Raw genomic sequence first — 25,399 nt, 5'->3', positions numbered from 1 at the left:
TCATGGCCCGCTATTTCATCGACCGGCCGATCTTCGCCTGGGTGATCGCGATCATCCTGATGCTCGCCGGCGTCATCGCGATCCGCTCGTTGCCGATCGCGCAGTTCCCGGCGATCGCGCCGCCCGCGGTGTCGATCACCGCCACCTATCCGGGTGCCGACGCGACCACGCTCGAAAATACGACGACGCAGATCATCGAGCAGCAGATGAAGGGGATCGACAACCTTCGCTATTTCTCCTCCTCGTCGTCCTCGGCCGGTACCGTCACCGTCACGCTGACCTTCGAACAGGGCACCGATCCCGACATCGCGCAGGTCCAGGTCCAGAACAAATTGCAGGCGGCGACGCCTCTGTTGCCGCAGGAGGTGCAGCGTCAGGGGCTGATCGTCGCCAAGGCGACGCAGAACTTCCTGATGTTCGTCGGCCTCTATTCCGAGAACGGCACGCACAACGATTCGGACCTGTCGGACTATATCGCGTCCAAGCTGCAGGACCCGCTCGCCCGTGTGAACGGCGTCGGCGATACGCAGGTGTTCGGCTCGCAATATGCGATGCGGATCTGGGTCGATCCGATCAAGCTCAACAATTACGCGCTGACGATGACCGACGTGACGTCGGCGATCACCGCGCAGAACGCGCAGGTGTCTGCAGGCCAGATCGGCGCGCAGCCGGCCCCCAAGGAGCAGATGCTCAACGCCACCGTCTCGGTGGAATCGCGCCTGACCTCGCCCGAGCAATTCGCTGCGATCCGGCTGAAGAGCAACACCGACGGTTCGGTGGTGCGGCTCGGCGACGTCGCGCGCGTCGCGATCGGTGCGGAGAATTACGGCTTCTCGTCGCAATGGAACGGCAAGCCAGCTTCGGGCATCGGCATCAAGCTGGCGCCGGGCGCCAACGCGCTCGACACGGTCGAGGCGGTGAAGACGCGCGTCAACGCCATCGCCAAGCAGTTCCCGCCCGACGTCAAGGTCATCTACCCCTATGACACGTCGCCGTTCGTGCGGCTGTCGGTGGAGCAGGTCGTTCACACGCTGATCGAGGCGGTGATCCTCGTCTTCCTCGTGATGTTCCTGTTCCTGCAGAACTTCCGTGCGACGCTGATCCCGACGATCGCGGTGCCGGTGGTGCTGCTCGGCACCTTCGCGATCCTCAGCGCGGCGGGCTTCTCGATCAACACGCTGACGCTGTTCGGCATGGTGCTCGCCATCGGCCTATTGGTCGACGACGCGATCGTCGTCGTCGAGAACGTCGAACGCCTGATCCAGACCGAGGGGCTGAGCCCCAAGGAGGCGGCGCGCAAGTCGATGGACGAGATCACCGGCGCGCTGGTCGGCATCGCGCTGGTGCTGTCGGCGGTGTTCCTGCCGATGGCGTTCTTCGGCGGCTCGACCGGCGTCATCTATCGCCAGTTCTCGATCACGATCGTCTCGGCGATGGTGCTGTCGGTGACGGTCGCGCTGATCCTCACCCCGGCGCTGTGCGCGACGATCCTCAAGCCGCACGATCCGAGCCGGACCGAAGGCAACGGGCCGCTCGCGCGCTTCTTCCGCTGGTTCAACGACAAGTTCGATCGCGGCCAGAACCGGTATGAGAAGGGTGTGCGCAGCACTGCGCGCAGCTGGAAGCGGTCGATGCTGGTCTATCTGCTGATCGTCGTCGGCATGGCGATCCTGTTCGTCCGCCTGCCCACCGGCTTCCTGCCCGAAGAGGATCAGGGGATCATGATCGCGCTGGTGCAGGGGCCTCCGGGCGCCACCACCGCGCGGACGCAGAAGGGCCTCGACACGATCAAGGACCATTTCCTCAAGAACGAGGGCGGCAACGTCCAGGGCGTGTTCACCGTCAACGGCTTCAGCTTCGCCGGCCAGGGCCAGAACAGCGGCATCGCCTTCATCCCGTTGCAGGAATGGTCGCATCGTGAAGGTGCCGCCAACAAGGCGCAGGCGATCGCGGGACGGGCGATGGGGGCCTTCTCGCAGTTCAAGGACGCACTGATCTTCGCGGTGATCCCGCCTGCGGTGCAGGAACTGGGCAATGCCAGCGGCTTCGACCTGCAATTGGTCGACGAGGCGGGCATCGGTCACGAAAAGCTGCTCGCGGCGCGCAACATGCTGCTCGGCATGGCGTCACAGGACAAGTCGCTGACCGGCGTGCGCCCCAATGCGCTCGACGACGCGCCGCAGCTCAAGATCGAGGTCGATCAGGACAAGGCGCGCGCGCTCGGGCTCGACCTCACCACGGTCAACAATACGATCTCGACTGCCTGGGGTGGCGCTTATGTCAACGACTTCATCGATCGCGGCCGCGTCAAGCGCGTCTATATCCAGGCGGACACGGCCTATCGTCTGAAGCCCGAGGATCTCGGCAACTTCTACGTGCGCAGCGAGACCGGCACGATGGCGCCGTTCACCGCCTTCTCGACGATCGCCTGGGCGCAGGCCCCGGCGCAGCTCACCCGCTATAACGGCCTGCCGTCGATGGAAATCCTCGGCCAGCCGGCACCGGGCGTGTCGTCGGGCGCGGCGATGAAGGCGATCGAGGCGATGCACGCCAAGCTGCCGCCGGGCACCGGGCTCGAATGGACCGGCCTCAGCTATGAGGAGCGCCTGTCCGGCGGCCAGGCACCGGCTCTGTACGGCCTGTCGCTGCTGATCGTCTTCCTCTGCCTCGCCGCGCTGTACGAAAGCTGGTCGGTGCCGATCTCGGTCATGCTGGTGGTGCCCTTGGGGATCATCGGTGCGTTGCTCGCCGCGACGCTGACCGGGCTCAACAGCGACATCTATCTGCAGGTCGGCCTGATCACGACGATCGGCGTCTCGGCGAAGAATGCGATCCTGATCGTCGAATTCGCCGAGGAGCGGATCAACGAGGGGATGAAACCCTTCGACGCCGCGGTGGAGGCGGCCAAATTGCGCCTCCGCCCGATCCTGATGACGTCGCTGGCGTTCATCTTCGGCGTGCTGCCGCTGGCGATCTCGACCGGCGCCGGCGCCGGCGGGCAGAATGCGATCGGCCGCGCGGTGGTCGGCGGCATGCTGTCGGCGACGATCCTCGCGATCTTCTTCGTGCCGATGTTCTTCGTCGTCGTGCTCCGCCTGTTCGGCCACGACGAGCACGGCAAGCGCGGTGCGAAGGACGCGGGGCATGACGATCGTCCCGACGACGAGCGTCCGCATGATGACGGCGCGCACGGGCCGACGCCCGCGCCGCAGGGAGCCTGAGTGGTGATGACGAGCAAGATCCTCCTCGGCCTGCTGGGCGCAACCGCGCTCGCCGGCTGCAACCTCGCGCCGAAATACGTCCGGCCGGTGGGCGAAGTGCCGGCGGCGCTGCCGCAGGGCGGCGTCTATGCGGCGGCGGCGACCGACGCGCCCGACGTCACCAAGATCGGCTGGCGCGATTTCTTCACCGACGAACGGCTGCGCAACACGATCGCGCTGGGGCTGGAGAACAACCGCGACCTGCGCGTCGCGGCGGCCAACGTGCTCCAGGCGCGGGCGCAATATCGCATCCAGCGCGCCGATCTGGTGCCGCAGACGACGCTGTCGGCGTCGGGCACCTACACCAACAATATCCAGGGTGCGGCGAGCACGCTGGGTGGCGCGGCAAGCGGGGGTACCGGTACCGGCGGCACGGGCACGGGTGGTACCGGGGGCACCGGCACCGGCGGCACCGGATCGAATGCCGGTGGGGGCACCGCGGGGACCGTGGGCTCGAGTTCGTCGAACTTCGAATTCTACTCGGTCAACGCCGGCTTCTCGGCGTTCGAGCTCGACCTGTTTGGCCGGGTGCGCAATCTCAACCGCGCTGCGCTCGAGCAATATTTCGCCACCGAGGAGGCACAGCGCTCGACGCGGATCAGCCTGATCGCCGAGATCGCCACCGCCTGGCTGACGTTGGCGTCCGATCAGGACCAGCTCGCCATCTCGCAGCGCTCGCTGGCCTCGTTCGCGCAATCGCTCGAACTGACCCGCGCGCAGTTCCGCATCGGCGTGGCGTCGGAGCTCGAGGCACGACAGGCCGAGACGACCTATCAGGGCGCGCGCAACGACATCGCCGTGCTCAAGACGCGGGTGGCGCAGGACAAGAACGCGCTCGACCTGCTCGTCGGCGCGCCGGTGGCCGCGCCGTTGCTGCCGCAGGGCCTCGGCAATGGCGATGCCGCGTTGCAGGTGCTGCCGGCGGGTCTCGCCTCCGACGTGCTGCTGCGCCGGCCGGACGTGTTGCAGGCGGAGCATCAGCTGATCGCGCAGAACGCCAATATCGGTGCGGCGCGCGCCGCGCTGTTCCCGCGCATCTCGCTGACCGCGACGCTGGGGACGATCAGCACCGCGCTCAGCGGTCTGTTTGCGGGCGGCAGCTTCACCTACACCGGTGCGCCCTCGGTTTCGCTGCCGCTGTTCGACGGCGGCCGCCTGCGCGGCAACGTCGACCTCGCCCGCGCGCAGCAGCAGTCGGCGGTGTCGACCTACGAGAAGACGGTGCAGACCGCGTTCCGCGAAGTCGCCGATGCGCTGGCGCAGCGTGGCACGATCGACGAGCAGGTCGCCGCGCAGACCGCCCGCGTCGAGGCGGCGAACGTTGCGCTGCGGATCTCGGATGCGCGCTACCGGGCGGGGGTGGAATCGTTCCTGATCACGCTCGACTCGCAACGCACCGCTTATGCCGCGCAGCAGCAGCTGGTGACGACGCGGCTGAACCGCGGCAGCAATCTGGTGGAAGTGTATCGGTCGCTCGGCGGCGGGCTGGACGTGGACGATCCGCAGGTGCGTCCTGCTTCGACAACGGCCAGGTGAACGGGGCGTCCGGGCGATGGGTCATCGTCCGGACGTCTTCCTGTTGACGGTGTGATTCGCGCGAAGACGCGAAGACGCGAAGGAAGAAGAAGGGTTTTGCGCGCAGAGGCGCAGAGGCGCGGAGAGGGTGTCGCCGCGGCAGCGGCTGTTTCCTTCCCATGGATATGAGGGGCGCTTCGCGCCGGCCGAGACATCTTTGCGTCTCTGCGCCTCTGCGCGAACAACGATCCTTCTTCTCTTCGCGCCTTTGCGCCTTCGCGTGAACCCGACTTTCGGGCGATCCGTGGTTATGCGGCGCACGCCTCCGCCACCCGGATCGGCGCGAGGCTGTCGAGGAACTGGCGTGCGCTCGCTTCCCAGGTGAAGTGCGCCGCATAATCCACGCAGGCGCTCGGGTTTCGCGTCAGCGCCGCGGCGATCGCCGTTTCCAGATCATCGTCGATCGCGCCGACGTCGGCGCACAGCACATCCACCGGTCCCGGCGCCGGCAGCGCCGCGACGGGGGTGCCGCAGGCGAGCGCCTCGATCATCACCAGCCCGAACGTGTCGGTCCGGCTCGGGAAGACCAGAACGTCGGCGCTGCGATAGGCGGCGGCGAGCGCCTCGCCGAACCGCGGACCGAGGAAGTACGCGGCGGGATAGCGCGCGGCGAGCGTCGCCCGCGCCGGTCCGTCGCCGACCACCACTTTTGTGCCCGCCACCCGCGTGTCGAGGAACGCCTCGATATTCTTCTCCACCGCGACCCGGCCGACGTAGAGCTGGATCGGTCCCGGCAGGGCCATGATCGCCGGATCGGTCGCGCCTTCGGTCGAGAAGACGGCGAGATCGACGCCGCGTCCCCACCGCCGCAACCGGCTGAGGCCGTGCGCGCGCAACGCGGCATCGACCGACGGCGTCGAGGTCAGGATCGCGTCGGCGGGGGCGTGGAACCAGCGGATGTAGCGCCAGATCCATTCCGCGCTGACACCGGTCCGCGCCGCGACGTAATCGGGGAATTGCGTGTGATAGGCGGTGGTGAAGCGCAGCCCCTTGGCGAGGCACCAGCGCCGCGCCGCGACGCCCAGCGGTCCTTCGGTGGCGATATGGATCGCATCGGCGTCGAAAGCGCGGATCAGCCGGCCGATGCTGCGCCCGCCGGCGAGTGCCAGGCGGATCTCGGGATAGCTCGGGCAGGGCAGGCTGGCGAACCGCTCGGGCGAGACGACGAGCAGTTCATGCCCCTGCGCCTCGACTTCGCGTTTGATCGCGCTGAGCGTGCGGACGACGCCATTGACCTGCGGTTGCCACGCGTCGGTGACCAGCGCGACCCGCATCAGGCGGCGATCGTCCCGACGCGGCTCGCGGCCCGCTCCGTCGCGACGCGTGCGGCGATCTCGTCGCCCCACAGCAGCAATTCCATCCGGCCATCGAAATGTTCGACCAGCGCGGTGCAGCCTTCGACCCAATCGCCGTCGTTGTAATAAGCGATATCGCCGATCTGGCGGATCTCGGCGGTATGGATATGGCCGCAGACGACCCCGTCGACGCCGCGCGACCCCGCCGCATGCGCCACCACCTCCTCGAAGCGCGAGATGAAGGCGACCGCATTCTTGACCTTGGCCTTGGCGTGCTTCGACAGCGACCAATAGGGCATGCCGAGCCGCCGCCGCGCCGCATTGACCCAGCGGTTGAGGACCATGAGCGCGGTATAGGCGCTGTCGCCGATCAGCGAGAGCCAGCGGTGGGCGAGCGTGATCGCATCGAATTCGTCGCCGTGCAGCACCAGCAGGCGGCGGCCGTCGGCGGTGATGTGGATCGCCTTGCGGCGGATCTTGACGCCGCCGAAGTCCATGCCGGCGAACTGGCGGAACACCTCGTCGTGGTTGCCGGGAATGTAGGTGACGCGGGTGCCGCGCTTGGCGCGCTTCATCAGCCGCCAGACGACGTCGTTATGCGCCGCGGGCCAGTAGAATTTCTTCTTGAGCCGCCAGCCGTCGATCATGTCGCCGACCAGATACAGCTGCTCGCTGTCGACATGGTCGAGGAAGTCGATCAGCATGTCGGCGTTGCAGCCGCGCGTGCCGAGATGGACGTCGGAGATCCAGATGGTGCGAAACCGGCGCCGGGCGATGTCCGACCGCTCGGCGACGATCGGCCGCTGCGGCAGAAAGGCAAGAACGTCGGCGCTGCTCACATCTTTGGTGGTCATGATCGGCCCCCCGGGGCCCGCTGCCCCCGATGCCGACATGCCAGAGGGATGTGACGCTGCGATCACGGCAGCGTGACGATCGTGTTGCGATATCCGAAACGGGCCAAATACGCCGGGCGCGCTGCATCGGGCCGCGCGCCCGCAGCTCAGGCCGCCATCGTCGTCCGCAGCACGGTGAGCAGTGCCCAATAGAGTCCGCCGGCGAGCAGCATCGCCGCGGGCAGCGTCATCACCCAGGCGAGCGCCATGTTGCGGATCGTCCGCCATTGCAGCCCGGCGCCGTTCGCCACCGAGGCGCCGGCGACGCCCGAGGACAGGATATGCGTCGTCGAGACCGGCAGATGACCAAAGCGGTCGGCGAGCAGGATGGTCGCCGCGGTGACCAGCTCCGCCGACATGCCCATGCCGTAAGTGAGGTGGGTCTTGCCGATCCGTTCGCCGACGGTGACGACGATCCGCCGCCAGCCGACCATCGTGCCGAGCCCCAGCGCGATCGCGACGGTCACCTTGACCCAGAAGGGGATGAAGCGCGTGCCCTTTTCGAGCGCGCCGCCGTAGCTCTTGATCCCTTCGATATCCTGCGCGGTGAAGCGGGCCTGCGCGCCCTCGTCGGCGACCACCATCTTGCTGGCGTCGAGCACCAGATACATGTCGCCGCGCAGATTGGGCGTCGCCGCCGCGGGCACCTTGTCGAGCGAGCCGTAGCTGGCCAGCCGGTCGCCGACGTCGCGCGATAGCGACGACAGCGCGCCATAGACCGCGGGCGTATCGATGTTGCGGGTGGCGAGCCCCTGCGTCACCGTCGCGCGCGCGACGTCGATCGAGCGCGGCTCCGGTCCCGGCTGGCGGGCGAAGATCGCCTCGGCCGAGCGCGCCTGCGCGACGAAGGCGGGCATCTCGCTCTGCGGCACGGTGCGGTTGAGCGCATAGGCGGTGGGGGCGCAGCCGATCAGGATCAGCATGATGAGCCCCATGCCCTTCTGCCCGTCGTTGCTGCCGTGCGCGAAGCTGACCGCGGTGCAGGTGAGGATGAGCGTCGCGCGGATGCCGCGCGGCGGCGGCGCGTCGGTCCGTGGCGCGCTGTAGAGCTTGGGATCGCGCATGAACCGCTTCATCACCAGCAGCAGCACCAGCGCGCCGATGAAACCGACGAGCGGGCTGAACAGCAGGCCGGTCAGCACCTTCTGCGCCTGGCTCCAGTCGACCCCGGAGGTGCCGCCGAGCCCGCGCGACAGCAATTGGTTGGCGAGGCCGACGCCGAGGATCGAACCGATCAGCGCGTGGCTCGACGAATTGGGCAGGCCGACATACCAGGTGGCGAGGTTCCACAGCACCGCGGCGAGCAGCAGCGCGAAGATCATCGCGAACCCGCCGGCCGAGCCGATGTGGAGGATCAGTTCGATCGGCAGCAACGTGACGATCGAATAAGCGACCGCACCCGACGACAGCAGCACGCCGAGGAAGTTGAAGAACCCCGACCAGATCACTGCGAGCGGCGCCGGCATGGCGTGCGTGTAGATCACCGTCGCCACCGCATTGGCGGTATCGTGGAAGCCGTTGACGAATTCGAACCCGAGCGCGATCAGCAGCGCCAGCGCGAGGAACAGGAAGACACCGGTCGCCAGCGTCTCGCCGACCTCGGCGGTATCGGCGATGACGCTGCCCCCCGCATAGCCCAGCGCGCCGATCAGGACGGCGAGGAAGATCCACCGCCCCGCCGGATGCAGATGCGCGTCGAGGCGCGGACCGTGCGAGGAGGTGGGTGTCGACGCGGCGGAAACCGTTGTAGCCATAATGGCGCGGTGCACCGCGGATGTGACGAGTTCGTGACAAAATGACGCTGGGAATGCCCGACGGTGCCGCCGTCGGGCGATGGGACCGGGCCGCCGATTCCGTTCCGGTCCGGTCGCCGGCGACTTAGCCGATGGATTCGTGGGGAAAAGTTATAGATGGCTTCGGCCCGACGCCGGCGCGGCCGATTTTCCGTCAGGTCGCGGCTGTCGTCGTATTGGCCTGTATCGTCGTCAACGTCGCCGCATTCTCCCGTTTTTCGGGGCGGATGTAGATCGAGGACAGGGTCGGGACCGCCTCGCGCAATCGGTCCTCCATCTCCTCGATGATCGTCTCGCCATCGCCCATCGTGACAGTATCGACGAAATCGGCGCTGACCGCGACGAAGATCGCATCCGGCGCGGTGTGGATCGTGCGGACGTGGTTGACCGCGCTCACCGCGGGATGCGCGGCGACGATGCCGCGCACCGTCTCGACCACCTGCGGGTTGGCACGCTCGCCGATCAGCAACCCCTTCGCCTCGCGTGCCAGCAGCATCGCGACCAGTCCGAGGATCAGGCCGATCAGGATCGAAGCGACGCCGTCGATGCGCGGATCGGCGAAGGCATGGCTCGCCCAGACGCCGATGCCGGCGATGACCAGCCCGGCGAGCGCCGCCGAATCCTCGAACAGGACGATGAATCCGGCCGGATCCTTGCTCTGCCGGATCGCACGCCACCAGCCGGTGTCGCCCTTCGCCTTGGCGAACTCGCGCATCGCGATGAACCACGACGCGCCTTCCATCGCGAAGGCGATCGCCAGTACGATGTAATTGACCAAGGGATCGCGCAGCGGCTCGGGTTCAAGGATGTGCAGATAGCCCTCGTAGACCGACACGCCCGCGCCGACCGCGAAGATCAGGATCGCGACGACGAACGCCCAGAAATACAGTTCGCGGCCATAGCCGAAGGGGTGGATGGCGTCGGGCTGCCGCTTGGCGCGATGCTGGCCGTAGAGCAGCAGGATCTGGTTGCCGCTGTCGACGCAGCTATGCACGCCCTCGGTCAGCATCGACGACGAGCCGGTGATCCCCGCCGCGACGAACTTGGCCACCCCGATGCCGAGATTCGCCGCCAGCGCGCCGTACAGGACGATATTCTCGCGGATCCGCGCGGTCAGCCCCTGAGTCATGCCTGTTCCCTGTCATCGGTCTGGTTGTCGCAGGGGTTACGCGTGAACCAGTGGTGTGGCTCCCGTGCGGATGTTATAACCGGTGTATGAACAAGCCCGTCGATATCGAATCCGCGCAACAGCTCCGTGTCATCAAGATCGGCAATTCGCACGGCGTCATCCTGACCAAGGCGATGCTGGCGAAGCTCGACGTCGCACCGGGCGACGCGATCGACGTCGTCATCAAGCCCGATGGCCTGTTCGTCCGCAAGCATGACGCCGGCTTTGCCGAACAAATGGCGGCGGCGCGTGACGTGATGCTGCGACGGCGGGACGCACTGCGCGAACTTGCCAAATGAGCGGCTGGCTGTGGGTCGACATCGACGTCGCCCTCGCCGCGCATGACGAACAGCTCGCCGAACATGGCGGCGCGCCGGGCATGCGCGACCGGGCGATGCTCGGAAGCGCGCTGGCGCGACCACTCAACCTCATCGCTTATGGTGACCCGGATATCGCGGATCTGGCAGCGGCCTACGCCTATGGCATCGCGCGCAACCATCCTTTCGTCGATGGCAACAAACGGACGGCTCTGGTGGTCAGCGAAACCTTCCTGCTGATCAACGGCTATGAACTGACCGCATCGAACGCTGAGGTCGTCGTCGCCTTCGTCGCGCTGGCTGCGGGCGAACTCGACGTGCCGACGCTTGCCGACTGGTTCCGCAGCCATATCGCCTAGGATAGGCCGGTCGGGTTCGGACGGCGTCCGCTTCCCCACAACGGGAATGGCCGCCGGCGTACGAGACGCCGACGGCCACCTTTCCTCCCCAGGAAACTCTTGGAAAATCCGTTAGCTACAGTCGCGGGGCGGGGGCAGTGGGGCGATGCGTCCGGGCAGGGTCGTCTTGTCCACCGCGCGGACATACGTTCCGGTCAGGATGTAAGGAATTGACAAGGTCTTGCCCATACCCGATCTTCGAGCGGGCAAGGAGTAGGGATGGCGGAACGTAAATTGTTTGCCGGCCACGCGGTGCGCCGGCTGCGCCGGCAGGCGGGGTTGACGCAGGCGGCGATGGCCGAGGTGCTGGCGATTTCGTCGAGCTATCTCAACCTCGTCGAGCGCAACCAGCGGCCCTTGTCGGCGACCCTGCTGGTCAAGCTCGCCGAATCCTACGATTTCGATCCGCGCGCGCTGACCGCGGGCGAGCCGGGTGGCGGCGATGCGGCGATGCGGCGGCGGCTGGCGGATCCGATGTTCGCAGACCTCGAAATCGATCGTAACGAGGTCGGCGAATGGCTCGCCGGCGCGCCGGGCGGCGCCGAGGCGTTCGCCCGCGCCTATGACCGGCTCGGCGCGGGCGGCGGCAGCGGCGTGTCGGACGGCGTCGATCCGGTCGCCGAGGTGCGCCGCGAGATCGAACGCTGGCGCGGCCATTTCGCCGATCTCGACGGCACGGCGGAGGCGCTCGCCGACGAATTGCGGCTCGGCGCGGGCGACCTGTACGGCGCGATCGCCGAGCGGCTGCGCGTCAAGCACCAGCTCACCATCCGCATCCTGCCGATGGACGTGATGCCCGACTTGTTGCGCCGGCTGGACCTGCACGCGCGCCAGTTGCAGTTGAGCGAGGTGCTCGATCCGGCGTCGCGGACCTTCGCCGCCGCCTATCAGCTCGCGCAGATCGAGGCGCGCGCGGAGATCGACGCACTCGCCAAGGGCGCCGATTTCGCCGATCGATCGGGCGAGCGGCTGTTCCGTCGCCATCTCGCCAGCTATTTCGCCGCGGCGGTGATGATGCCCTATGCGCGCTTTCTGCGGGCGTGCGAATCGACCGGCTACGATCTCGAACTGTTGCAGCGCCGGTTCGGCGCGGGGTTCGAGCAGGTCGCGCACCGGCTCACCACGCTGCATCGCGTCGGCGCGCGCGGCCTGCCCTTCTTCCTGATCCGCATCGACCGCGCCGGCCAATGTTCCAAGCGCTTCTCGGGGGCGAGCGCGTCGCCGCTCGCCGAGGCGGAGGGGCGCTGCCCGTTGTGGCGGCTCCACCATGCCTTCGACCGGCCGGGCAGTCTCGCGGTGCAGCTCGTCGAGCTGGAGGATGGCGCGCGCTGGCTGACGATCGCGCGGACGGTCACGCCGCAGCGCCGCCGCTATGGCGGCGTGCTCGCCGAATTCGCGGTCGGCATCGGCGTCGCGGCGGAACTGGGCGGTGCGCTGGCGGTGGCGCGCGGGGTCGATCTCAAGGGCGATGCGACGCCGATCGGTCTCGGCTGTCGCGCCTGTCATCGTACCGATTGCCCGCAGCGCTCGGCACCGCCGGCGGGCCGCGCGTTGCTGATCAACGAGCGCGACCGCGGCGTTTCCGGCTTCACCTTCGCTGGCGATTGATTGTAAATAGAAGTACTAATCGACAGCTATGATGCGTATCTTGTGACAGGGTTACGCGCTTTTACTGCGAAATATCGTCGAAAAAGCTGTCAACATATATACACATCCTCGTATTCGGACCCAAGCGAGGATGTGGATATGACCTACCAGCAGCAGATCGGCGGCGCGCGCGACCTCATCGGCGGACAGGCGACTTGGGGCGGGATCGACGCGGAAGCGGTCGCGCGCATGCGCCTCCAGAACCGCTTCCGCACCGGGCTCGACATCGCGCGCTATACCGCCGCGATCATGCGTCGCGACATGGCCGCTTATGATGCCGATCCGTCCGCCTACACCCAGTCGCTCGGCTGCTGGCACGGCTTCATCGGCCAGCAGAAGGTGATCAGCATCAAGAAGCATTTCGGCACCACCGACCGGCGCTATCTCTACCTGTCGGGCTGGATGGTCGCGGCGCTGCGCAGCGACTTCGGCCCGCTGCCCGACCAGTCGATGCACGAGAAGACCAGCGTGCCCGCGCTGATCGAGGAATTGTACACCTTCCTGCGGCAGGCCGATGCGCGCGAACTCAGCCTGTTGTTCCGCGATCTCGATCACACCCGCGCCGCCGGCAACGACATCGAGGCGCAGCGGCTGACGCAGGCGATCGACAACCACCAGACGCATGTCGTTCCGATCATCGCCGATATCGACGCGGGCTTCGGCAATGCCGAGGCGACCTATTTGCTGGCCAAGAAGATGATCGAGGCGGGCGCCTGCGCGCTCCAGATCGAGAATCAGGTCAGCGACGAGAAGCAATGCGGTCATCAGGACGGCAAGGTCACCGTGCCGCACGAGGACTTCCTCGCGAAGGTGCGCGCCTGCCGCTACGCCTTCCTCGAGCTCGGCGTCGACGACGGCATAATCGTCACCCGTACCGACTCGCTGGGCGCCGGCCTGACCAAGCAGATCGCCTATTCGAAGGCGCGCGGCGATCTCGGCGACCGATATAACGGCTTCCTTGACTGCGACGAAATCGACGGGGCCGAGGTCGGCAACGGCGACGTCGTCATCAGCCGCGACGGCAAGCTGCTGCGGCCGAAGCGGCTGCCGTCCAACCTGTTCCAGTTCCGCGAGGGGACGGGGGCGGACCGCTGCGTGCTAGACTGTATCACCAGCCTGCAGAACGGGGCCGACCTGTTGTGGATCGAGACCGAGAAGCCGCACATCGAGCAAATCGCGTCGATGGTCGACCGCATCCGGGAGGTCGTTCCCGACGCCAAGCTCGTCTACAACAACAGCCCCAGCTTCAACTGGACGCTCAACTTCCGCCAACAGGTCTATGACGCCTGGGTCGAGACGGGGCGCGACGTGTCCGCCTATGACCGCGCGCGGCTGATGTCGGTCGACTATGACGCGACCGCGCTGGGCGCCGAGGCGGACGAACGCATCCGCACCTTCCAGAAGGATGCGGCGGCGCGGGCGGGCATCTTCCATCACCTCATCACGCTGCCGACCTATCACACCGCGGCGCTGTCGACCGATAATCTCGCACGCGAGTATTTCGGGGAGGCGGGGATGCTCGGCTACGTCAAGGGCGTGCAGCGCAAGGAGATCCGCGAAGGCATCGCCTGCGTGAAGCACCAGAATATGTCGGGCTCCGACATCGGCGACGATCACAAGGAGTATTTCGCCGGCGAGGCGGCGCTCAAGGCGGGCGGCGCGCACAATACGATGAACCAGTTCGCGGCGTGAGGATAGGGCGGGGTGGGGAATCGATCTATCCGCCCCCGTCACCCCGGACTAGTTCCGGGGTGACGGGCGGGAGTGTCGTTCGTGCTTTGCCGGCGATCGGCATAAGTAGCGAAATGATGATTCGCGCGAAGACGCGAAGACGCGAAGGTGTTGCGTTCGCCGCGGTCGTGGTCCGTCATACCAAGCGATTATGATGACAGGGCCACGCTCGCCCGGAGCGCGACACCTTTGCGTCTTCGCGTCTTCGCGCGATCAAGACCTTTCCTAAAATACGTCCATCAGCGTCGGATCAGGCACGCTCGGCGTCCCCCTGCCATATTTGGCCCGGCGGCACGTTTCATCGCGTTGGCTGTCTATGATGACATCATGGTTCACCGCGCCTTTTGCCCTGATGTCTCGGAGCGCGCCGCGGGTGGGCACGGTCATCGGCCGGCCGATCCAGCCCGCGGGCTGGTGCGCCCGACCGGTCCAATGAAGGGGATCGCCCGATGCTGCCCGATTATGTGACGCGGCCCTTCCGGCTCTATGCCAAATTCGACGGTCGATCGACGCGGCGCGAGTTTCTGTGTTTCAGCGTGATCCTGTGGATGGCGCTGTTTGCCGCCTTTTGTCTCGGTGACGCGTTGGACAAGCCGGCGAGCCATGACTGGGCGGTGGCCCTCTGCGGCATCGTCGTGCTCGCGCTGATCGTTCCCGGCTTAGCCGTGAAGGTGCGACGGCTGCATGACATGGACCTGTCGGGATGGTGGGTGGTCGCTTCGGGCGTGCCGTACCTCGGCTTTCTCGTCGACTTGTTCTTCGTGTTCAAGGCGGGGGATGCCACCGACAATCGCTTCGGGGCGAACCCACGACTCGCCGCCGGCGCTACGGCCTGACCTCGCCTAGGCGCCGGCGTTGGTCAGGCGTTCGAGCTGATCCTTGCTGAGTTCCAGTTCCATCGCCGGGAGCAGGTCTTCCAACTGCGCCACCTTGGTCGCGCTCGCGATCGGTGCGGTGACGCCCGGCTGCGCGATCAGCCACGCCAGCGCGATCTGTGCGTGGCTCGCGCCGGTCTCCTCCGCGACGCCGTCCATCGCGGTGAGCACGTCGGCGCCCTTGCCGTCGAGCAGCTCGGTCATGCGGCCGCCGCGGACGCTTTGGCTGAGGTCGTCCTTGCTGCGGTACTTGCCGGTGAGGAAGCCCGAGGCGAGGCCGTAATAGGGCAGCACGCCGATGTTCTCGGTGACGCAATAGTCCTGCAGCTCGCCTTCGAACTTGTGGCGGCTGACGAGGTTATATTCGGGCTGGAGCACGTGATAGCGCGGCAGGTCGTGCGCCTTGGCGGCGTCGATCGCCGATTTCAGCCGCGCCGCGTGGAAATTGGAGGCGCCGATGACGCGGACCTTGCCGGCGTCGATCAGCCGGCCGAACGCCTCGAGCACCGCCTCCTGCGGCACGCCGTCATCGTCCTGATGCGCGTAATAGAGGTCGATCCGGTCGGTGCCGAGCCGCTTGAGCGACGCCTCGGCGGCGGCGGCGATGCGGGCAGGAGCGAGCTTCTCGCCGCCTTCGCCGGGGAGCATGCCGACCTTGGTGGCGAGCAGCACCGAATCGCGCTTCCCGCTGGCCTTCAGCCATTCGCCGATCATCGTCTCGGACTCGCCGCCCTGATGACCGTCGACCCACGCCGAATAGACGTCGGCGGTGTCGATCATCGTGCCGCCGCCGGCGACGAAGGCGTCGAGCACGGCGAAGCTCGCCGCACGGTCGGCGGTCCAGCCGAAGACGTTGCCGCCGAGGACGAGCGGGGCGATGCGGAGGTCGGTCGAGCCTAAGCGGCGCAGGGTCATGGCTGGGCGTCCGTGTCGTTGGAGGTGACGGCGTCGAGGTCGATGCTGTTGGCGTCGAGCATAGCGGCGGCGTCGTTGAGCTGGGCGGCTTCGTCGGCGCTGACCGTGCCGGGATCGTCGCCGCCGCCGCGCGAACAGGCGAGCAGCGCCAGGGGGAGGACGGCCGCCGCCAGCAGGCGCGACCGGCGATCGTCCCCCCGCGGCATCAGTTCTTGAGCGAGCGGCCGGCGCGCTCGAGCGCGTTGCCGGTGGCGTCGGCGGCGCGGTCGGCGCCGTTGCTGATCGCATCGCCGGCCCGGTCGAGGCGGTCGTCGGCATGGGCGGCGGCGTTGTCGAGATGGTCGCCGGCATTGTCGATGTGGCGCTCGGCCGAGCCGAAGGCGCGGTCGGTGGCGGCATCGACGTCGCTGACGGCGTTGCGCGTCGTCGCTTCGGTGTCCGCGGCGATCGCGTTGGCGGCGTCGGCGGTCTCGTTCTGGGCGTTCTGGCTGCACGCGGCGAGGCCCACGGCCAACGGGGCGGCGAGGATCAGCAGGCGCTTCATCGATAATCTCCCGGTAAGTTCACTAACCTCGCGCAAACGCGGGTCGGCCGGTTCGGGTCCGCGTTGACCGCATATAAAGATATCTTTATATGTTGATGCGATATGACCCTCGCGCTCGATATCTTCCGTGCCTTAGCCGATGCCACGCGGCTGCGCATCTTCTCGCTGCTGCGCACGATGGAGCTGTCGGTGGGCGAGCTGGCGCAGGTGCTCGGCCAGAGCCAGCCGCGCGTTAGCCGCCATGTGAAGATCCTGTGCGACGCCGGCCTCGCCGAGCGGCGCAAGGAGGGGAGCTGGGTGTTCGTCGCGCTCGGCCGGGCGGCGGCGACGGGTCCGGTCGCGGTCGCGATCGACCAGTGGCACAAGACCGAGCCCGATCATTGGGCGGTCGCCGACGCCGCGCGGCTCGCCGCGGTGCGCGCCGATCGCGCGGCGAGCGCGGCGCAATGGTTCGAGGGCCATGCCGACGAATGGGATGCGATCCGCTCGCTCCATATCGCCGAGAGCGAGGTCGAGGCGGCGATGGCGCAGGTGCTGGGCGACGGACCACTCGGCAGCCTGATCGACATCGGCACCGGCACCGGGCGGATGCTCGAACTGTTCGGCGACCAGGCGGACAGCGCGCTCGGTATCGACCGGTCGTCGGAGATGCTGCGGCTCGCCCGCGCCAAGCTGCACGACCGCGCCAATACCGAACTGCGCCAGGCGGACCTCTATGCGCTGCCGATGGCGGACGGCGCGGCGGATGTCGCGATCCTGCACCACGTGCTGCATTTCGCGCAGCAGCCCGGTGCGGCGATCGCCGAGGCGGCGCGCGTGCTGGGGCAGGGCGGGCGGTTGCTGATCGTCGACTTCGCGCCGCACGATCGCGAGGATCTGCGCACGCGCGACGCGCATACCCGGCTGGGCTTCGCGGACGACCAGATCGCGGGCTGGTTCGGCAATGCCGGGCTGGCGCTCGCGCGGACCGAGACGCTCAAGGGCGGCGAATTGACGGTGACATTGTGGCTCGGACGCAAATCGGGCGCGAGCCTGCGTGAAGTGCCTTTGAAAAAGGTTGGGGTGGCATGACGATTTCGGTGAACCAGCTCGAAGAGGCGCAGATCGCGCTCAAGGCGCCGCTCTATGCGGACGTCGCGGGGGATATCGACGTTTCGTTCGAATTCTTCCCGCCCAAGAACGAGAAGATGGAAGAGCAGCTCTGGGACGCGGTGCGGACGCTCGAGCCGCTCGCGCCGAGCTTCGTGTCGGTGACCTATGGCGCGGGCGGCTCGACGCGCGAGCGGACGCATGCGACGGTGGCGCGCATCCAGCGCGAGACGTCACTGGCGGCGGCGGCGCATCTGACCTGCGTCGAGGCGACGCGCGAGGAGATCGATCAGGTCGCCGAGGAATATTGGGCGGCGGGCGTGCGGCATATCGTCGCGCTGCGCGGCGATCCGCCCGCGGCCGGGGCGAAGTTCGCCAGCCATCCGGGCGGGTACGAGAATGCGGCGGCGCTGGTCGCCGGGCTCAAGCGGCTGCATCCGTTCGAGATTTCGGTGGCTGCCTATCCCGAATGCCATCCCGATTCGCCCGACATGACGGCGGACATCGACAATCTGAAGCGCAAGTTCGACGCGGGTGCGACGCGTGCGATCACGCAATTCTTCCACGAGCCCGAGACCTTCTTCCGCTATCGCGATCAGGTCGCCGCGGCGGGGATCGACGCCGAGATCGTGCCGGGGATCATGCCGGTGACCAATTTCGCCAGCGTCGTGCGGATGAGCAAGATGTGCGGCACCGAGGTGCCGGCGTGGATGGCGCGGCTGTTCGACGGGCTGGAGGATCATCCGGCGTCGCGGCAGCTGATCGCGGCGACGCTGGCGGCGGAGCTCAGCCGCAAGCTCTATGCGGGCGGGGTGAAGTCGCTGCATTTCTATACGCTCAACCGGGCGGAGCTGGCGTTCGCGATCTGCCACCTGCTGGGGGTGCGTTCGAAGCCGGTGGCGAGCGTCGCGGCGGCGTGAACAATTCCTCCCCCGCAAGGGGGAGGTGGCGCCGCGAAGCGGTGACGGAGGGGGAGGACAGGGTGGCGCTTCATTGGAAGCATATCGTGTCCTCCCCCACCACCACTCGGCTGACGCCGAGCGGTCCCCCTCCCCCTTGCGGGGGAGGACTTAAGTTGAGATCGGACGTAGCATGACCACACGCGACACATTCCTTGCCGAGGCCGCCAAGCGCATCCTGATCACCGACGGCGCGTTCGGCACCGAGATCCAGAACTGGAAGCTGTCCGAGGCGGATTATGCCGGCACGCTCGGCCTGAGCCATGACCAGAAGGGCAACAACGACATCCTCGCGCTGACCAAGCCGGAGGTGCCCGAGTCGATCCACCGCGCCTATTTCGAGGCGGGGGCGGATATCGCCGAGACCAACACCTTCTCCGCCAACAAGATCAGTCAGGCCGATTACGGCGCCGAGCATCTGGTCCGCGAGATCAACGTCGAGAGCGCGAGGATGGCGCGGCGCGTCGCCGACGAGTTCCAGGCGAAGGACGGGCGTCCGCGCTTCGTCGCCGGGGCGATCGGGCCGACCAACAAGACGCTGTCGCTGTCGCCCGACGTCAACGATCCCGGCTATCGCGAGATCGACTTCGACTATCTCAAGGATGTGTATCGCGAGCAGATCGACGCCTTGGTCGAGGGCGGTGCCGACTTCGTCCTGATCGAGACGGTGTTCGACACGCTCAACGCCAAGGCGGGGATCATGGCGGCGCTGGAGGCGGGCGATGCCTTGGGGCGCGACCTGCCGATCATGATGTCGATGACGCTGACCGATCTGTCTGGCCGCAACCTGTCGGGCCATACCGTCGAGGCGTTCTGGCATGCGGTGCGCCATGCCAAGCCGCTGACGATCGGGCTCAACTGTTCGTTCGGTGCGGAGCAGTTGCGGCCGCATGTGAAGACGCTGAGCGAGATCTGCGACACGCTGATCATGATCTACCCCAATGCCGGCCTGCCCAACGAACTCGGCGCCTATGACGAGGCACCGGCGACGACCGCGGGGCTGGTCGGCGAATGGGCGCAGGCGGGGCAGGTCAACGTGCTCGGCGGCTGCTGCGGTTCGACCCCGGCGCATATCAAGGCGATCGCCGAGATGGCGCGCGGGGTGACGCCGCGGCCGGTGCCGGTCGCGCCGGTGCGGACGCGGCTGGCGGGACTCGAACCGTTCACGATGGCGGCATGACTCCCTTCGACATCATCGCGCGGCTCAACGCCGCCCGTATCCACCACACGATCACCAGCATCAGGGACGATGCGCTTCTGATCGATGCGGCGGTGCCGGGCGAACGGTGGGAGATCGAGGTGTTCGAAGACGGCCACGTCGAAGTCGAACGCTACCGATCCGATGGCGAGATCGCGGACGAAGCCGCCCTTACCGATTTGCTTGCTCGTTTCTCGGATAATTCATGACCATTTCCTCCGCCCAGTTCGTCAATATCGGCGAGCGCACCAACGTCACCGGCTCGGCGCGCTTCAAGAAGCTGGTGATGGCCGGCGATTACCCCGCTGCGGTCGCGGTGGCGCTGCAACAGGTCGAGGCGGGCGCGCAGGTGCTCGACGTCAACATGGACGAGGGCCTGCTCGACGCGCACGAGGCGATGACGACCTTCCTCAAGCTGATCCAGGCCGAGCCCGATATCGCGCGCATCCCGGTGATGGTCGATTCGTCCAAGTGGGACGTGATCGAGGCGGGGCTGAAATGCGTGTCCGGCAAGCCGATCGTCAATTCGATCAGCATGAAGGAAGGCGAGGAGGCGTTCCTTCACTATGCGCGCAAGTGCATGGCCTATGGCGCGGCGGTGGTGGTCATGGCGTTCGACGAGGTCGGGCAGGCGGACACCAAGGAGCGCAAGGTCGAGATCTGCTCGCGCGCCTATGAGCTGCTGATCGGCATCGGCTTTCCGCCCGAGGACATCATCTTCGATCCCAACGTCTTCGCGGTCGCGACGGGGATCGAGGAGCATAACAATTACGGCGTCGACTTCATCGAGGCGTGCCGCGAGATCAAGGCGAGGCTCCCGCACGTACATATCTCGGGCGGCCTGTCGAACCTGTCGTTCAGCTTCCGCGGCAACGAGCCGGTGCGCCGCGCGATGCACTCGATCTTCCTCTATCATGCCATTCCCGCAGGCATGGACATGGCGATCGTCAACGCCGGCCAGCTCGACGTCTACGACACGATCGATCCCGAGCTGCGGACGGCGTGCGAGGACGTCATCCTCAATCGCGATCCCGAGGCGGGCGACCGGCTCGTCGCGCTGGCGGAGAAATATCGCGGCACCGATGCGGTGGCGGAGAAAGCGGCGGCGGAATGGCGCTCGCTCCCCGTCACCAAGCGGCTGGAATATGCCTTGGTGAAGGGCATCGACGCGCATGTCGTCGACGATACCGAGGAATGCCGCCAGCAATTCGCACGGCCGATCGAGGTGATCGAGGGGCCGCTGATGGACGGGATGAACGTCGTCGGCGACCTGTTCGGATCGGGCAAGATGTTCCTGCCGCAGGTGGTGAAGAGCGCGCGCGTGATGAAGAAGGCGGTGGCGCATCTGCTGCCGTTCATCGAGGCCGCCAAGGAACCCGGCGCCAAGGGCAAGGGCAAGATCGTGATGGCGACGGTGAAGGGCGACGTCCACGATATCGGCAAGAACATCGTCGGCGTCGTGCTCCAGTGCAACGGCTTCGACGTGGTCGATCTCGGCGTGATGGTGCCGTGGACCAAGATCATCGAGGCGGCGAACGAGAATGACGCCGACATGATCGGCCTGTCGGGGCTGATCACCCCGAGCCTCGACGAGATGGTGACCGTCGCCGAGGAGATGAAGCGCGCCGGCATGACGATGCCGCTGCTGATCGGCGGTGCGACGACGTCGAAGGTCCATACCGCGCTGCGCATCTCGCCCGCCTATGACGGGCCGATCGTCCATGTGCTCGACGCGAGCCGCGCGGTCGGCGTCGCGACGACGCTCGTCTCCGATACGCAGCGCGACGCCTATGTCGCCGGCGTCGCCGAGGATTACGAGAAGGTGCGGCTGGCGCGCGCCAACAAGGGGCAGAACGACCTGCTGCCGCTCGCCGAGGCGCGCAAGCGCGGCTTCGTCGCCGATATGGCGCTCAAGGCACCGCCGGTCGCCAAGCCCGGCATCCACGTCTTCGACGACTGGGACCTCGCCGACCTGCGCCAGTATATCGACTGGACGCCGTTCTTCCGCGCCTGGGAGCTCGCCGGCAATTTCCCCGCGATCCTCACCGACGAGGTGGTCGGCACCAGCGCGACCGGCCTGTACGAGGATGCGCAGGCGATGCTCGATACGATCATCGCCGAGAAATGGCTGACCGCGCGCGGCGTCGCCGGGCTCTGGGCGTGTCATCGGCACGACGACGACGTCTGGGTCTATACCGAGCATCGCGAGTCGCATCGCAGCCCCGATGGCGCGAGCATTCCCGAAGGCTTCCACATCCCCAATCTCGATCGCACGCAGGAGGCGAGCGTGCGGTTGCCGTTCCTGCGCCAGCAGATCGCCAAGCGCGAGGGGCGGGCGAACATGTGCCTCGCCGATTTCATCGATCCGGCGGGCGACTGGATGGGCGGCTTCGCGGTCGGCATCCACGGCATCGACGCGCATATCGCGCGGTTCAAGGCGGACAACGACGATTACAACGACATCCTGCTGAAGGCGCTGGCGGATCGGCTTGCGGAGGCGTTCGCCGAGGCGCTGCACGCGCATGTCCGCCGCGACCTGTGGGGCTATGCGCCCGACGAGCAGCTCACCAACGAGGCGCTGGTGCGCGAGCAATATCGCGGTATCCGCCCGGCACCGGGCTATCCCGCCTGTCCCGAGCATAGCCTCAAGCGGATGCTGTTCGACATGCTCGACGTCGAGGGCAATGCCGGGCTGGAGCTGACCGAGAGTTTCGCGATGCTGCCGACCGCGGCGGTCAGCGGCTTCTACTTCGGCCATCCGCAAGCGGAATATTTCGGCGTGGCGCGGATCGGGCAGGATCAGGTGGCCGATTATGCCGCACGGCGCGGCGTCGACGTCGCGCTGGCGGAACGCTGGCTGCGGCCGAACCTCGATTGAGTCTCGCCCGGCGCCTTTGGGGCGCCGGGCGGCGCGGACTCACTTGGCGCGGATCGTGACGCCGTGCGCCGCCCAGGCCGCAACCGTTTCGCAGATAGTCTCCGGCAGCGACTTGTCCTTGGCGATCAACGGGCTGGTGCTACGCGGCATGCAGATCCTGGCGGCCGGGTCGGCGATGACCCGCGCAGGAACGATGACGACGGGCGGCTTCTTCGCGGCGAGCGCCGGGCTGGCAGCGCCGGTCACGATGGCACACAGAACGGCGGTACGGAGGATGGCGGACATGATGGCCCCTTGCGGATGACGTCGCACCAAGCGGCGACGTCTCACAGAGTGCATTAGTCGTGCCATACACCGTGGAACTGGATTCGTTGGATTTTTCGGAGGGGCGATTGGTGGCCGGCGCCACGGATCGGCGTGAGGCGCCGTTCCGTGGCGGCTTGCCGGTCAGAATCCGCGCTTCCTCAACGCCGGGTCGCGCCGGAGCAGCGGTGCGACGACCGGGATCGTCAGCATCGTGCTCGCCACCGCCATCAGCAGCAGCGCGGTGAACGTCTCGTTGGTGATGATCTTCTTGTCCAACAGGATGTTGACGAAGATGATCATGATCAGCGCCTTGGTCTGGAGCAGCCAGCCGATCGCCTTGGCGTCGCCCTTCGGCCATTTGAGGATGCGGCCGGCGAGGTGGATGCCGGCGAGCTTGCCGCCGACCGAGGCGGCGAGCAGCAGCGCGGCGACGGCGAACACCGCCGCGCCCCCCACGCCCCATTGCGTCTTGAGACCCGTCGACAGGAAATAGACCGGCATCACCGCGAGCAGGATGGTCTGGCGGAAGCGGTCCATCCGCGCCTCGCCGAACCAGCGCGCATCGAGCACCGCACCCGCCAGGAACGCGCCGACCATGAAGTGCAGCCCGGCCCAGTCCGCCGCGAAGCCGCACAAAGCGAGCCAGATCAGCCCAACGTACCAGCGGTCGTTCTCGCCGAGCGCGCGCAGCAGCTTGCGGATCGCCCAGGTGGCGATGGCGAAGCCGACGAGGAAGCCGCCCTGCCGCCCGACCCGCTCCCAGTCGAGCAGGATCAGCGCGAGCACGCCCCAGATCGCGATATCGTCGAGGCTGGCGTAGCGCAGCACGCGCTGGCCGAGCGGTTCGCGCAGGATGTCGAGCTTCTCCATCAGCAGCACGAGGATCGGCAAGGCGGTGACCGCGCAGGCCATGCCGATGCCGAGCACCACCTGCCATTCCGCCCCCGCCGCGCCGCGCCAGCCGGGATAGCGGAGCATGATCAGCGCCGCGACGCTGCCCGCGACCAGCGGCACGCCGAGCGCGAGGCCGGCGGTGACCCCGGTCTCGCGGCGGCGGCGCCACGCCTCGCCGAGGTCGAGTTCGAGCCCCGCCACCCAGACGAACAGCATCACCGACCACCAGGCGATGCCGTTGAGCGCGCTCATCGTCGGCGCGGTGAAGACGAAGGCGTAATAATCGGGGAAGATCGCGCCGAGCACGCCCGGCCCGAGCAGGATGCCGCCGATGATCTGCACGACGACCAGCGGCGCCCAATAATCGGTGCGCCCGACCCGCCAGACCAGCCACGGCAAGGTGAAGATGATGAGGATCGCGAGGAGGAAGACCTCCGTCGGTGACATGGCGTGCATTCTGCCCTCCCGTGGCGACCCCCCGGTCGCCTTATCGTTACGGCGGCGATAGCCGATCCATGGTTGGGACCGCAATCATTCTGACGTCGCGGGTCATTCCGGGACAGGCGGGCGTGCGGATCGCAGCGGCGGCGGCGCGCTTCAGGCGATAGGATGCGGCGATGACCCGCATGATCCTCGCGCTCGCGCTGCTCGCCGCCCCGGCCTCCGCCCAATCGGGCAAGCCGTTCACCATCGCCGAGACCGGGCAGGGCTTCGACGATCTGCAGGCGGCGGTGTCGTCGGTGCGGATGGGGACCGCGACGATCCGCATCGCCCCCGGCGTCTACCGCCAATGCGCGGTGCAGCAGGGCGGCCGCATCACCTTCCAGGCGGTGACGCCGGGCACCGCGATCTTCGAGAAGGAGGCGTGCGAGGACAAAGCGGCGCTGGTGCTGCGCGGGCAGGGATCGGTGGTCGATGGGCTGGTGTTCCGCGGCTATCGCGTGTCCGACGGCAATGGCGCGGGCATCCGCACCGAGATGGGCGACCTGACCGTCACCAATGCGATGTTCCTCGACAGCCAGGAGGGCATTCTGGGCGGCGAGCCGAGCGGCCAAAGGATCACGATCGACCGCTCGACCTTCGCGGGGCTCGGCCAGTGCGACGAGGCGGTCAATTGCTCGCATGCCATCTATCTCGCCAATCGCGGGCAGGTGACGATCACCCGCTCGCGCTTCGAGCGCGGCACCGGCGGCCATTACGTCAAGCTGCGCGTGCCCAACGTCGTCATCACCGACAACAGCTTCGACGATACCGCCGGCGCCAAGACCAATTACATGATCGATTTGCCGGAAGGCGCGCGCGGCCTGATCGCGCGCAACGGCTTCGTCCAGGGTCGCGGCAAGGAGAACAGCAGCGGGCTGATCGTGGTGGCGGCGGAGGCGAAGACCTATCCGTCGGCGGGGCTGCGCATCGAGGACAATGACGCGCGGCTCGCGCCGGGCGCGCCGGGCAATCCGGCGTTCGTCGCCGACCTCAGCCACGAGCGGCTGGCGGTGGGCGCGAACCGGCTGGGGCCGGGCATACGAATGTTCGAGACGCGGTGAGCGTCGGGGGGATTGGCGGGCGCTGAAGTTCCTCCCCCGCCAGGGGGAGGTGGCATGCCGAAGGCATGACGGAGGGGGAGGACACGGAACCGAAGTGGTCGCTTACCTCCCCCTCCGTCA

At 67.3% G+C, this 25,399-nt stretch carries 23 protein-coding genes; 13 read left to right on the top strand and 10 right to left on the bottom strand.

The features are described 5' to 3' along the window. The first annotated feature begins 2 nt into the window (after nt 1-2). Both MC45_RS11540 and MC45_RS11535 read left to right on the top strand, forming a co-directional pair. Nucleotides 3-3,221: an efflux RND transporter permease subunit gene (locus MC45_RS11540; RefSeq protein WP_038663239.1), complete on the top strand. Its 3,219-nt coding sequence runs from the start codon at nt 3-5 to the stop codon at nt 3,219-3,221. Between the two features lie 6 nt (nt 3,222-3,227). Continuing rightward, nucleotides 3,228-4,796 (top strand): efflux transporter outer membrane subunit, encoded by a 1,569-nt coding sequence (locus MC45_RS11535; protein WP_179944538.1) that lies wholly within the window; start codon nt 3,228-3,230, stop codon nt 4,794-4,796. Between the two features lie 287 nt (nt 4,797-5,083). On the opposite strand, the gene MC45_RS11530 is transcribed toward MC45_RS11535, so the two are convergent. The 4 genes from MC45_RS11530 to MC45_RS11515 form a co-directional block, all read right to left on the bottom strand. Continuing rightward, nucleotides 5,084-6,109: a glycosyltransferase family 4 protein gene (locus MC45_RS11530; protein WP_038663236.1), complete on the bottom strand. Its 1,026-nt coding sequence runs from the start codon at nt 6,107-6,109 to the stop codon at nt 5,084-5,086. Beyond that, a complete protein-coding gene (locus tag MC45_RS11525) occupies nt 6,109-6,984 on the bottom strand; it encodes a UDP-2,3-diacylglucosamine diphosphatase (RefSeq protein WP_052075637.1) in 876 nt (291 codons plus the stop codon). Before MC45_RS11525 ends, MC45_RS11530 begins: the two co-directional genes overlap by 1 nt. Before the next feature lie 146 nt (nt 6,985-7,130). After that, nucleotides 7,131-8,777, bottom strand: coding sequence for an inorganic phosphate transporter (locus MC45_RS11520; RefSeq protein WP_038663233.1), 1,647 nt, complete (start codon nt 8,775-8,777; stop codon nt 7,131-7,133). A 193-nt stretch (nt 8,778-8,970) separates the two neighbouring features. Further along, a complete protein-coding gene (locus MC45_RS11515) occupies nt 8,971-9,945 on the bottom strand; it encodes a cation diffusion facilitator family transporter (RefSeq protein ID WP_038663230.1) in 975 nt (324 codons plus the stop codon). An 86-nt stretch (nt 9,946-10,031) separates the two neighbouring features. On the opposite strand from MC45_RS11515, the gene MC45_RS11510 reads away from it, so the two are divergent. The 4 genes from MC45_RS11510 to MC45_RS11495 all read left to right on the top strand — a co-directional run bounded on the left by MC45_RS11510 (nt 10,032) and on the right by MC45_RS11495 (nt 14,038). Then, nucleotides 10,032-10,283 (top strand): AbrB/MazE/SpoVT family DNA-binding domain-containing protein, encoded by a 252-nt coding sequence (locus MC45_RS11510; RefSeq protein ID WP_052075636.1) that lies wholly within the window; start codon nt 10,032-10,034, stop codon nt 10,281-10,283. After that, on the top strand, nt 10,280-10,660 hold the full coding sequence (locus MC45_RS11505) for a type II toxin-antitoxin system death-on-curing family toxin (protein WP_038663227.1): 381 nt from the start codon (nt 10,280-10,282) through the stop codon (nt 10,658-10,660). The genes MC45_RS11510 and MC45_RS11505 overlap by 4 nt, the downstream gene beginning before the upstream one ends. Before the next feature lie 258 nt (nt 10,661-10,918). Next, a complete protein-coding gene (locus tag MC45_RS11500) occupies nt 10,919-12,307 on the top strand; it encodes a helix-turn-helix domain-containing protein (protein ID WP_038663225.1) in 1,389 nt (462 codons plus the stop codon). 138 nt (nt 12,308-12,445) lie between these two features. Next, nucleotides 12,446-14,038 carry an isocitrate lyase gene (locus MC45_RS11495; RefSeq protein WP_038663222.1) on the top strand — a complete coding sequence of 531 codons (1,593 nt, stop codon included), beginning with the start codon at nt 12,446-12,448 and terminating at the stop codon, nt 14,036-14,038. Nucleotides 14,039-14,302: 264 nt separating this feature from the next. Here MC45_RS11495 and MC45_RS19320 read toward each other — a convergent pair whose 3' ends face one another. Then, nucleotides 14,303-14,464, bottom strand: coding sequence for a hypothetical protein (locus MC45_RS19320; protein WP_156143827.1), 162 nt, complete (start codon nt 14,462-14,464; stop codon nt 14,303-14,305). A gap of 62 nt (nt 14,465-14,526) precedes the next feature. On the opposite strand from MC45_RS19320, the gene MC45_RS11490 reads away from it, so the two are divergent. After that, nucleotides 14,527-14,913, top strand: coding sequence for a DUF805 domain-containing protein (locus MC45_RS11490; protein WP_052075635.1), 387 nt, complete (start codon nt 14,527-14,529; stop codon nt 14,911-14,913). 6 nt (nt 14,914-14,919) lie between these two features. Here MC45_RS11490 and MC45_RS11485 read toward each other — a convergent pair whose 3' ends face one another. From MC45_RS11485 to MC45_RS11475, 3 genes are read right to left on the bottom strand one after another with little or no spacing between them, the layout of a single operon-like run. After that, nucleotides 14,920-15,867: an aldo/keto reductase gene (locus MC45_RS11485; protein ID WP_038663220.1), complete on the bottom strand. Its 948-nt coding sequence runs from the start codon at nt 15,865-15,867 to the stop codon at nt 14,920-14,922. Then, complete coding sequence (locus MC45_RS11480; protein ID WP_038663219.1) at nt 15,864-16,073, bottom strand: hypothetical protein; 210 nt, start codon at nt 16,071-16,073, stop codon at nt 15,864-15,866. Before MC45_RS11480 ends, MC45_RS11485 begins: the two co-directional genes overlap by 4 nt. After that, a complete protein-coding gene (locus tag MC45_RS11475) occupies nt 16,073-16,411 on the bottom strand; it encodes a hypothetical protein (RefSeq protein ID WP_038663217.1) in 339 nt (112 codons plus the stop codon). The genes MC45_RS11480 and MC45_RS11475 overlap by 1 nt, the downstream gene beginning before the upstream one ends. 102 nt (nt 16,412-16,513) lie before the next feature. On the opposite strand from MC45_RS11475, the gene MC45_RS11470 reads away from it, so the two are divergent. The 5 genes from MC45_RS11470 to metH all read left to right on the top strand — a co-directional run bounded on the left by MC45_RS11470 (nt 16,514) and on the right by metH (nt 22,535). Continuing rightward, nucleotides 16,514-17,482 carry an ArsR/SmtB family transcription factor gene (locus tag MC45_RS11470; protein ID WP_038663214.1) on the top strand — a complete coding sequence of 323 codons (969 nt, stop codon included), beginning with the start codon at nt 16,514-16,516 and terminating at the stop codon, nt 17,480-17,482. Next, on the top strand, nt 17,479-18,420 hold the full coding sequence (gene metF, locus MC45_RS11465; RefSeq protein ID WP_038663211.1) for a methylenetetrahydrofolate reductase [NAD(P)H]: 942 nt from the start codon (nt 17,479-17,481) through the stop codon (nt 18,418-18,420). Before MC45_RS11470 ends, metF begins: the two co-directional genes overlap by 4 nt. 172 nt (nt 18,421-18,592) lie before the next feature. Beyond that, nucleotides 18,593-19,639, top strand: coding sequence for a homocysteine S-methyltransferase family protein (locus MC45_RS11460; RefSeq protein ID WP_038663207.1), 1,047 nt, complete (start codon nt 18,593-18,595; stop codon nt 19,637-19,639). Next, nucleotides 19,636-19,866: a hypothetical protein gene (locus tag MC45_RS11455; protein ID WP_038663196.1), complete on the top strand. Its 231-nt coding sequence runs from the start codon at nt 19,636-19,638 to the stop codon at nt 19,864-19,866. The genes MC45_RS11460 and MC45_RS11455 overlap by 4 nt, the downstream gene beginning before the upstream one ends. After that, nucleotides 19,863-22,535, top strand: a complete 2,673-nt coding sequence (gene metH, locus MC45_RS11450; RefSeq protein WP_038663194.1) for a methionine synthase — start codon at nt 19,863-19,865, stop codon at nt 22,533-22,535. The genes MC45_RS11455 and metH overlap by 4 nt, the downstream gene beginning before the upstream one ends. 39 nt (nt 22,536-22,574) lie before the next feature. Here the strand turns inward: metH and MC45_RS11445 are convergent, their stop codons facing one another. Together MC45_RS11445 and MC45_RS11440 are read right to left on the bottom strand one after the other, a co-directional pair. Continuing rightward, the gene (locus tag MC45_RS11445) at nt 22,575-22,820 is read right to left on the bottom strand and encodes a hypothetical protein (protein WP_038663191.1); all 246 of its coding nucleotides are present in this window, start codon (nt 22,818-22,820) and stop codon (nt 22,575-22,577) included. A 162-nt stretch (nt 22,821-22,982) separates the two neighbouring features. Beyond that, the gene (locus MC45_RS11440) at nt 22,983-24,191 is read right to left on the bottom strand and encodes a cation:proton antiporter (protein ID WP_038663188.1); all 1,209 of its coding nucleotides are present in this window, start codon (nt 24,189-24,191) and stop codon (nt 22,983-22,985) included. A 161-nt stretch (nt 24,192-24,352) separates the two neighbouring features. On the opposite strand from MC45_RS11440, the gene MC45_RS11435 reads away from it, so the two are divergent. Next, nucleotides 24,353-25,279, top strand: coding sequence for a right-handed parallel beta-helix repeat-containing protein (locus tag MC45_RS11435; protein WP_038663184.1), 927 nt, complete (start codon nt 24,353-24,355; stop codon nt 25,277-25,279). Nucleotides 25,280-25,399: the final 120 nt, after the last annotated feature.

The organism is Sphingomonas taxi (assembly GCF_000764535.1).
Lineage (GTDB): Bacteria > Pseudomonadota > Alphaproteobacteria > Sphingomonadales > Sphingomonadaceae > Sphingomonas > Sphingomonas taxi.
Note: the sequence above shows the minus strand (reverse complement) of the source record. Positions and strands in the feature narration are given on the sequence as shown.

Coding starts and splice junctions, on each gene's coding strand:
- MC45_RS11540 (WP_038663239.1), top strand. CDS start 3: ATGGCCCGCTATTTCATCGACCGGCCGATCTTCGCCTGGGTGATCGCG.
- MC45_RS11535 (WP_179944538.1), top strand. CDS start 3,228: ATGACGAGCAAGATCCTCCTCGGCCTGCTGGGCGCAACCGCGCTCGCC.
- MC45_RS11530 (WP_038663236.1), bottom strand. CDS start 6,109: ATGCGGGTCGCGCTGGTCACCGACGCGTGGCAACCGCAGGTCAATGGC.
- MC45_RS11525 (WP_052075637.1), bottom strand. CDS start 6,984: ATGACCACCAAAGATGTGAGCAGCGCCGACGTTCTTGCCTTTCTGCCG.
- MC45_RS11520 (WP_038663233.1), bottom strand. CDS start 8,777: ATGGCTACAACGGTTTCCGCCGCGTCGACACCCACCTCCTCGCACGGT.
- MC45_RS11515 (WP_038663230.1), bottom strand. CDS start 9,945: ATGACTCAGGGGCTGACCGCGCGGATCCGCGAGAATATCGTCCTGTAC.
- MC45_RS11510 (WP_052075636.1), top strand. CDS start 10,032: ATGAACAAGCCCGTCGATATCGAATCCGCGCAACAGCTCCGTGTCATC.
- MC45_RS11505 (WP_038663227.1), top strand. CDS start 10,280: ATGAGCGGCTGGCTGTGGGTCGACATCGACGTCGCCCTCGCCGCGCAT.
- MC45_RS11500 (WP_038663225.1), top strand. CDS start 10,919: ATGGCGGAACGTAAATTGTTTGCCGGCCACGCGGTGCGCCGGCTGCGC.
- MC45_RS11495 (WP_038663222.1), top strand. CDS start 12,446: ATGACCTACCAGCAGCAGATCGGCGGCGCGCGCGACCTCATCGGCGGA.
- MC45_RS19320 (WP_156143827.1), bottom strand. CDS start 14,464: ATGACCGTGCCCACCCGCGGCGCGCTCCGAGACATCAGGGCAAAAGGC.
- MC45_RS11490 (WP_052075635.1), top strand. CDS start 14,527: ATGCTGCCCGATTATGTGACGCGGCCCTTCCGGCTCTATGCCAAATTC.
- MC45_RS11485 (WP_038663220.1), bottom strand. CDS start 15,867: ATGACCCTGCGCCGCTTAGGCTCGACCGACCTCCGCATCGCCCCGCTC.
- MC45_RS11480 (WP_038663219.1), bottom strand. CDS start 16,073: ATGCCGCGGGGGGACGATCGCCGGTCGCGCCTGCTGGCGGCGGCCGTC.
- MC45_RS11475 (WP_038663217.1), bottom strand. CDS start 16,411: ATGAAGCGCCTGCTGATCCTCGCCGCCCCGTTGGCCGTGGGCCTCGCC.
- MC45_RS11470 (WP_038663214.1), top strand. CDS start 16,514: ATGACCCTCGCGCTCGATATCTTCCGTGCCTTAGCCGATGCCACGCGG.
- metF (WP_038663211.1), top strand. CDS start 17,479: ATGACGATTTCGGTGAACCAGCTCGAAGAGGCGCAGATCGCGCTCAAG.
- MC45_RS11460 (WP_038663207.1), top strand. CDS start 18,593: ATGACCACACGCGACACATTCCTTGCCGAGGCCGCCAAGCGCATCCTG.
- MC45_RS11455 (WP_038663196.1), top strand. CDS start 19,636: ATGACTCCCTTCGACATCATCGCGCGGCTCAACGCCGCCCGTATCCAC.
- metH (WP_038663194.1), top strand. CDS start 19,863: ATGACCATTTCCTCCGCCCAGTTCGTCAATATCGGCGAGCGCACCAAC.
- MC45_RS11445 (WP_038663191.1), bottom strand. CDS start 22,820: ATGTCCGCCATCCTCCGTACCGCCGTTCTGTGTGCCATCGTGACCGGC.
- MC45_RS11440 (WP_038663188.1), bottom strand. CDS start 24,191: ATGCACGCCATGTCACCGACGGAGGTCTTCCTCCTCGCGATCCTCATC.
- MC45_RS11435 (WP_038663184.1), top strand. CDS start 24,353: ATGACCCGCATGATCCTCGCGCTCGCGCTGCTCGCCGCCCCGGCCTCC.